This window comes from Halomonas sp. ANAO-440 (assembly GCF_019915905.1).
GTDB classification, from domain to species: domain Bacteria; phylum Pseudomonadota; class Gammaproteobacteria; order Pseudomonadales; family Halomonadaceae; genus Halomonas; species Halomonas chromatireducens.
The window spans coordinates 128,536-136,142 of the sequence record NZ_JAHXBV010000021.1; the positions used below are offsets into that span (position 1 = coordinate 128,536).

Below are 7,607 nucleotides of genomic sequence, written 5' to 3' on the forward strand. Positions count from 1 at the left end.
TAATCTTTATATCATGCTATAGCTGCTAGGGTATAGCAGCTATAGCATGGTTTCTACTCATTTTTATGATTAATTAACCAACGCTTGATCAGAGTCTGCCCAGGTCCGCGTGGATACCGACGGAACTGCAGCCACTCCTCCAGGGTACGATGGGACACCCCCATTTCCTCAGCCATTTTCGCCTGGGAGATCTTTCGGATCTTGGCCAATGCTTTGGCATCGCGAATCAGCCGTCGTTTGGGCTCATTCTGCTCCATCTCAGCCAAGCGTTTGTCCTCCGTGGGCGGATACGGTGGTGGGGTATGCCAGGTTGGAGGCGATGGCTCGATGACAGGATCGCGCGCATGGATAGTCTGCTGCTGGGCTTCCCACTCAGCCTTGCTGATTGCCTGCCAGGGTAATAGGGGCGGCCTGCTACTATCGTCGTGATGACGTGACTCTTCAGGCGGATCGATGGGATGATGTTTCGGGGGGAAAATGGACATCGTTTTACTCCAATGGATTGACGAAAAGGCCTACCATGATCAGGGAAGGCCCAGTAGAAAAGCGGGGAGAAAGTAGCCCGTCATTGGGCGCCGCAAGACGGAATCACCGGCTTATTCCCGTGACTGCCGTGACGACTCATACCATGAGCGAATAATCATCAAGATGAATGGTCAGCGGGCAGATGTGTGACGTGCCGACGCTGATGCTCGGCCTAGGCGGCTGAGAACTTCCTAGGTCGACCAGGGCGTGGTCCGTCGGGCAAGGTTGGCGTTGGGCTGGTCTGGAATGTACGACCAGTGACCAGCATGGCGGCGTACTCATCGATCTTGGTCAGGTAGCGGGCGATGTAGTCCAGGCCGCGCTGTTTCTTGAAGTCGTGGTAGTCGATGCGCCCCAGGGCGTTGTAGTGATAGACGTTCTCAGCATTGCGATTGCAGTTGAAATAATGCCCTTGTCCTCCTGTGATCGAGCGCACCCAAAGCTCGCCGATAAGTCGAGCCTGGGTAATGTCTTCCTGTACCTGATGCCCATCGAAGAAGAAAAGGAAATGGTAATGAAATCCTTTCTGAGGACGCCATTCCAGCTTCCAAGCATAGCCAATCAGGTGATCAAAGAGCGCGTGGGAGTGAAACATCCGGCACAGCTGTTCACGATGGTAGCGCGCCGTCTCATAGTTGATATACGGCCCATCCATCTCAGTATAGCTCAGATCGACTCGCAGTACCGTCAGGCGGCTATGACAGGCGAATAGGGTATCCATTAGATCCCGGAGACTCTGGTAATTGTTGCGGCTATTGCGGCGATTTCGATTGCACTCATAGGCAAAGTCCGGCTGCTTCATGCATTGGTACCAGGCCGTCAGTCGCTGATTGAGGTCGACGACCGTCTGCTCTGCTACCTGTCGGCTCATGGGCGGTGGCTGATGGAATCCTGCCTCACGCAGGTAGGCACAGCTCGCAAACGCCCAAAGGAAACGCTGGGCGTGAGGGCTCGGCCGATAGTGCTGGCCGATGTCAGTCTCCTGGAACATCGTCAGAAGCACCGTATAGAGCGTGGTCAGCGTGTCCAGTAGAGCGTCCGATGCCAGCACCACGACATCACTGCCGTATCCATCCGGCAGAATCAGCCGTTCACTCTGCAGCAGCGTACCGGTGGTGGCCAAGCCTTTTAGCTGCCGATCCACCTCGATCAAGTCCTGTCGCCAGAGGTGGTGGGAAAGCGTGGCGATCTCCTGCCCTAAGGCGGAGGTCTCCAGCACGGTGCTGCTCATACCTTGGCAGATGGCCAGCATTTCCGCTTCGCTCAGGGTGTCGTCGTTAGCATCATCGTACATGGGGGATTGCCTCTCTTTGATGGTGTTGGAGCGTTTCGCTCGTACCATCGGCGAGGCATGTAGAAATTTACGTCACCGCCGGGAAACGTGGCAGGCCATCTCCAAGAGGCCTGGCCACTTCGAGGTCTCGCTGGCTACGTGATGCTGTCAAAGACTGGAAGGTCGATTCGATCCTTTTGGGGATCTCCCCTCCCAATCTATGGTGTCTCTCTGATGCTGCCTATTGGGCTCTTACTACGTGAGCCCATTGTCTTTATAGCTATTGAATACCCCTTATAGAACCCATGGTTATATCTAATAACATACAAAGCCAAATGCCCTAGCACGCCCAGAGGGGGGCATACCGGGGGCTGAAGAGCCAATGCCCAGTGAATGCCAGGCGTTTTCCGAGTAAGTCATTGAAAAAGTTAGTGTCGTAGACAGGGCGCACCAATGGGTTGCCAGCTACCTGCTCACCGACTCGATTCAAAAAAATCTCAGCTCTGTACTACCACGATGAAGCCCCAGACGACTGGGTTCTCAGCGTTCATCATGGAGGTACTGCCATGCCCACAAGCTGCCCAAGCTGTGGCTCACATCACGTCATGTCCCGACACCACGGCCGCAAGGTGTGCGGGGTTACCGGCGCTGCCGCCGGAATGGCATCAGGATCGGCTGGCGCCCTCAGCGGTGCCAAGACCGGCGCCATCGTGGGGGCAATGGCCGGCCCTGTCGGTATCAGTGTCGGTAGCATCACCGGCGCCGTGCTGGGCGGTCTGATTGGCTGTGCCGCTGGCGGCGTCACCGGCGCACGTCTCGGCGCACAGCTTGACGACAAGGTACTCGACAACCATCAGTGCAGCGATTGCGGTCACAGTTTCCGCCCCGTGGCGGACTGATCCCTACGCTCATCCCTGTTTTCCCTCAATTCTCGCGAGCATGGCCTGCTGCCCTTCGGTGGCGGGCTGCTATGCCGTGTTCACAACATTTCAAGGAGCTATACCCATGGCACATCTGATCGAGCAAATGGCTTACGCCGGCGACACCCCCTGGCACGGCCTGGGGCAACAGCTGTCGCGTCATCAACCGCTGGAGGTCTGGCGTCAGCAGGCCGGCATGGACTGGCATATCGAATCCTCCCCGGTGCGCTTCATCGCCGATGGAGCTGGGCACCTAGGCAGCATTCATTCTTTCCCTGAGCAGAAGGTGCTCTATCGCTCGGATACCCGGGCACCGCTGTCAGTGGTCTCGCAGCGCTACAAGGTGGTGCAGCCTGAAGAGGTGCTGGAGTTCTACCGCGACCTGACCGAGTACGCCGGCTATGAGCTGGAGACCGCCGGGGTGCTCAAGGGCGGGCGTAAGTTCTGGGCGCTGGCCCGCAGCGGCCTGGGCACGGCCTTGAAGGGGCAGGACCAGGTTAACGCCTACCTGCTGCTGGCCACGTCCTGTGACGGCTCCCTGGCGACGGTGGCGACCCCAACCTCGGTGAGGGTGGTGTGCAACAACACCCTGACTATTGCTGTGGACGGCATGGCCCAGGGCGTGAAGGTGCCCCACAGCACCGAGTTCAACCCGCAGCGGGTCAAGCAGCAACTGGGCATCTCGGTCTCCCAGTGGGACGACTTCATGTACCGCATGAAGATGCTGGCTGAGCGCAAGGTGAGCCAGGAGGAGATCAAAAGCTACTTCCAGTCGGTGATCTGCAACGCCGAGGAACCGCTAGACGATCCCTCCAAGCTGCCCAACGTCCGGGCGCTGAACCGCGTCCAGAAGCTCTACCAGGGCGAAGGGCGGGGCTCGCGGCTGTGTACCGCTCAGGGCACGGCCTGGGGCCTGCTCAACGCCATCACTGAGTACGTCGACCACGAGAAGCGCGCCCGCAGCAACGACTACCGCATGGACTCTGCCTGGTTCGGCCAAGGGGCAAGCCTCAAGGACAAGGCCCTGGCGTCGGCCATGGCGCTGGTCGCCTGATCTTCATTCATCCCAATCCCATCACGGCATAGCGCCCGGCCCACACCAAGGCCGGGCGTTTCTGTTTCTGGAGGACTCCATGTCATCGCCAATGTCATTCGAGATCTGCCGCGCCCTGACCCAACTGACGCGTCAGCTGCTGGGCGCCAATGAACGTGAAACGCAAACCCACGTGCTGGCCGAGGGCCGGGTCTACCGCGTGGTCGTGTCGCTGGAGCCGGTCCCTGCCGAGCAGCTCCACGAGGTCATCAACCGCTACCTATAAGGAGGCCAACATGGCAACCACCACCCAACCAACGCATTCATCCAAGCAGTCTGGGCATAACGGCCAGGTGCCGGCGGCCCAGCCACTGCAGGAGAGCACCGCGATCATCCAGGTGATCGAGCGTGCCGCCCTCAATCCCGAGGTCGACATCGACAAGATGGAGCGCCTGCTGCAGATGCAGGAGCGTGTCCTCGATCGTCAGGCGCTGATGGCCTACAGCGCTGCCATGGCGGCGATGCAGACGGAGATGCCGAGCATCGCCGAGCGTGGCCAGGGTAACAACGGCGCCTACGCCACCCTGGAGGACATCGTCGATACCGTGCGCCCCATCATGCAGCGCCACGGCTTCGCGGTGAGCTTCCGTATACAGACCCAGGAGCGCGGCATCCAGGTCACTGGCGTGTTGATGCACCAGGGCGGCCACCGCGAGGAGACCAGCATGTTGTTGCCGGCCGATGTCAGCGGCAACAAGAACGCCGTCCAGGCCTTCGGTTCTTCCACCAGCTATGGCAAGCGCTACGTGCTGTGCGCGCTGCTCAACATCACCACCCGCGGCCAGGATGACAACGGTCATGGCGCCGCACCACCGTTGAAAGTGGTCACGCCGTTCCAGGCGAGTCAGCTCAAGCAGCTGATCACCGCCTGTCCCATCACTACCCAAGAGTGGTTCGTCGGCAAGTACGGCGAGGTCGAGCGGGTCCCCCGCAGCGATTTCGACAAGCTACGCGCCTCCCTACAGAAGCGAGCCTTACCCAATCACCAACGTCACTGAGCGATCGGCGAGGGTTACCCCCTCGCCGCTATGCCGTCATGTCACAAGGAGATCGTCATGCAGATCCTGACACTGGAACAGGGCACGCCCGAGTGGCATGCCGCACGCCTCGGTATCGTCACCATGTCCGAGCTGAAGACCCTGCTGGTCAAGGGCAAGGGGCCGGGAGGCTTCGGCACCGGTGCGCTGAGCTACATGCACCAGCTGATCGGAGAGCGCATCACCGGTGAGCCCTCGGATGTCTTCCAGGGCAATGCCCATACCCAGCGTGGCCACGAACTGGAACCGGTCGCGCGGGAGCTCTACCAGGAAGCGACTGGTCTGCCTCGTCTGGAGCAGGTCGGCATCATCCTCAACCACGGGGTGGGCTACTCACCCGACTGCCTGGTGGACAGCCAGGGGCTGGCCGAGATCAAGACCAAGCTGCCCAAGTACCAGATCGAGCTGCTGCTCGAGGGAGAACTGCCCCAGGAGCATGTGGCCCAGTGCCAGGGAGGCCTGTGGGTCAGTGAGCGGGAATGGATCGACTTCGTGAGCTACTGGCCGGGTATGCCGCTGTTCGTGAAGCGCGCCTATCGGGACGAGGCGCTGATCAGCACCATCGCCGAGCGGGTCGAGGCGTTCTACGAAGAAATGGAGCGCCGCACTGCGCAAGTGATGGCGGCCTGAGGAGTCAATCATGAACCATCGGAAGCTGAGTGCCGGCGAGACCGCCGGCACTTATCGCATCACCGACACGGTGACCGAAGCGGAACTCCTGAGCATCGCCAAGGCTTTCGCCCGTCGTCGTCTGGCCAGGGGACGCAAGATCACCCAGCCAGCGCTGGCGTTCGAGTACCTGCAGATCCTGCTGCAGGACTACGAGCACGAGGTGTTCAGTGCCATCTTCCTTGACAGCCAGCACCGCGTGATCAGCTTCGAGGAGCTCTTTCGCGGCACCATCGACTCGGCCAGCGTCTACCCCCGTGAGGTGGTCAAGCAGGCACTGGCCAACAATGCCGCGGCTGTGATCCTGGTCCACAACCACCCTAGTGGCGACCCCGAGCCCAGTGATGCCGACAGGCGCATCACGCAACGGCTGAAGGACGCGCTGGGACTGGTCGAGGTGCGAGTGATCGACCACATCGTGGTGGGGAGCGAAGGCTGCGATTCGTTTGCAGAGCGGGGATATTTGTAGAGTTGAGTTAGATACCACGACATAGCCTCGATGCTGCCCTCATGGGCAGCATCGGCATATCGATTGATTTTTTTTATCCATTACTGTCCAATGAAGTGTTTTTCAAACCAGCAGTAAAAGAAAAGCTTTATCTGGCCCCTTTTGTCAGTATCATAGCTCCACGCAGAGACATTAATTGACATAGGAGGCTATATGCCAAGTGAAGCCGAGAGTCTATCGCGTGAGCTTAATGATGAACGCACTCCTGAGCAAATTGAGTTGGAAGAGGAGGATTCCATGATTTATGCAGCGGAAGAAGAAGATGCACATAACGCTGCGCTTGATCTCTACGAACCACTGGAAAAAGATGAATACCAGAAATTATTAGAAAAACTACATGCAAATGGGATGATTCAGTACCAGTATGATGAAAGCTTCAGGGAGGAGGTTAAATTGAGAGAGCTTATGATTAAAGCGGGAATTGACATCCCACTAGACCAATTTCGATCACCGATACAATTCAACCCTATTGTCGTTTAGAAAAAACGAGCCACTGCTACACGCACCTTCACTGCTTTCAGAATCGGGCTATGAAGAACCTAGTCACTTATAGAAAGAGTATTATCAACACTCGGTGATGGTGGGGAAAACGCCGATCGGGACATCTCCCAGCGTCCTGGGGAAGCACAGAGACTGGTGGAGGTGCGTATCATGGACCGCATCGTGGTGGAAAGCGAGTGATATTAACCCTATGCGGGGTTGCGGCATCGAATTGCCCGCATTACGACATAAACCGGTGCCGCCTTCAGGGCGGGACCGGTGAGCGCGTGTCCATTTTATTCTTTTGCTAGTAAAAAGTTACGACCAAGAGCGGACGTTCGGCTACACCTCATATATCGTCGCCAAAACATGCAGCTTAGTAGTTTAGCCGAATCCAAAACGCGGAAAATACGCTGAACTTGACGTGAATAAGCCTTTTACGCTAGAAACTTATGAACTGAATATCGTAAAACTTAAACCAACATACACTACGTAACCGAGCATGAGCAACCCACCTTCGAGCCTGCTAAGGCGACTCCCTGTGTATAAAAAAAACAACAGAATCAGCGACGTTCCCAGCATGACCCACTGATCAAACTGCAAGATTCGCTCATGGACTGGAAGAGGCTGCAGGAACGCGGAAATTCCGAGTATTCCCAGGAGATTGAAAGTGTTGCTTCCCAGAATATTTCCAATAGCAACATCGGCATGCCGCCGTAATGCCGCGATTACTGAGATGGAAAGCTCGGGCAGGGACGTACCAACCGCAACAAGGGTCAGGCCTATTACAGCCTCTGAGACACGAAATGATTCGGCTATTCCCACAGCTCCCTTTAGCAGAACTTGCGAGCCCGCGATCAAGAGCCCCAAACCCAACACAATCGCTATGGCTATCCATAGCGTAGTTTTTGGCAACGAAGTCATCTCCTTCCCTTCAGCTCTGTGTAACTCTGCGGAAGGAATTTCACCGGACCGTTCAGTCAAATAAGCCCAGACCAGATAAGCGGCTAGCGCCAAAAGGAATATGGCAGCGTCAGACCTTTCCAAGGCATCCTGAAGTGGTCCAATTGGAGCGGACACCCCGATAAGCCTCATAATGGAG

Annotated in this window: 10 protein-coding genes; 7 read left to right on the forward strand and 3 right to left on the reverse strand. The window is 57.4% G+C overall.

What is annotated here, in order from left to right:
• Positions 1 to 53 precede the first annotated feature (53 nt).
• Positions 54 to 485 (reverse strand): helix-turn-helix domain-containing protein, encoded by a 432-nt coding sequence (locus KZO25_RS15300; protein ID WP_223137619.1) that lies wholly within the window; start codon positions 483 to 485, stop codon positions 54 to 56.
• 212 nt (positions 486 to 697) lie between these two features.
• Positions 698 to 1,819: an inovirus-type Gp2 protein gene (locus KZO25_RS15305; protein WP_223137620.1), complete on the reverse strand. Its 1,122-nt coding sequence runs from the start codon at positions 1,817 to 1,819 to the stop codon at positions 698 to 700.
• A 545-nt stretch (positions 1,820 to 2,364) separates the two neighbouring features.
• On the opposite strand from KZO25_RS15305, the gene KZO25_RS15310 reads away from it, so the two are divergent.
• The 7 genes from KZO25_RS15310 to KZO25_RS15340 all read left to right on the forward strand — a co-directional run bounded on the left by KZO25_RS15310 (position 2,365) and on the right by KZO25_RS15340 (position 6,505).
• Complete coding sequence (locus KZO25_RS15310; RefSeq protein WP_223137621.1) at positions 2,365 to 2,697, forward strand: complement resistance protein TraT; 333 nt, start codon at positions 2,365 to 2,367, stop codon at positions 2,695 to 2,697.
• A 106-nt stretch (positions 2,698 to 2,803) separates the two neighbouring features.
• Entirely contained in the window at positions 2,804 to 3,772 is a 969-nt protein-coding gene (locus KZO25_RS15315; protein WP_223137622.1) for a DUF932 domain-containing protein, read from the forward strand.
• A 79-nt stretch (positions 3,773 to 3,851) separates the two neighbouring features.
• The gene (locus KZO25_RS15320) at positions 3,852 to 4,037 is read left to right on the forward strand and encodes a hypothetical protein (protein WP_163501978.1); all 186 of its coding nucleotides are present in this window, start codon (positions 3,852 to 3,854) and stop codon (positions 4,035 to 4,037) included.
• 10 nt (positions 4,038 to 4,047) lie between these two features.
• The gene (locus KZO25_RS15325) at positions 4,048 to 4,809 is read left to right on the forward strand and encodes an ERF family protein (protein WP_223137623.1); all 762 of its coding nucleotides are present in this window, start codon (positions 4,048 to 4,050) and stop codon (positions 4,807 to 4,809) included.
• A gap of 57 nt (positions 4,810 to 4,866) precedes the next feature.
• A complete protein-coding gene (locus KZO25_RS15330) occupies positions 4,867 to 5,478 on the forward strand; it encodes a lambda exonuclease family protein (RefSeq protein WP_223137624.1) in 612 nt (203 codons plus the stop codon).
• 10 nt (positions 5,479 to 5,488) lie between these two features.
• Complete coding sequence (radC, locus tag KZO25_RS15335) at positions 5,489 to 5,986, forward strand: RadC family protein (protein WP_223137625.1); 498 nt, start codon at positions 5,489 to 5,491, stop codon at positions 5,984 to 5,986.
• Between the two features lie 192 nt (positions 5,987 to 6,178).
• Positions 6,179 to 6,505, forward strand: coding sequence for a hypothetical protein (locus tag KZO25_RS15340; protein ID WP_223137626.1), 327 nt, complete (start codon positions 6,179 to 6,181; stop codon positions 6,503 to 6,505).
• 450 nt (positions 6,506 to 6,955) lie between these two features.
• Here the strand turns inward: KZO25_RS15340 and KZO25_RS15345 are convergent.
• A partial coding sequence (locus KZO25_RS15345) for a sodium:calcium antiporter (protein ID WP_410505414.1) occupies positions 6,956 to 7,607 on the reverse strand: 652 nt, incomplete at its 5' end.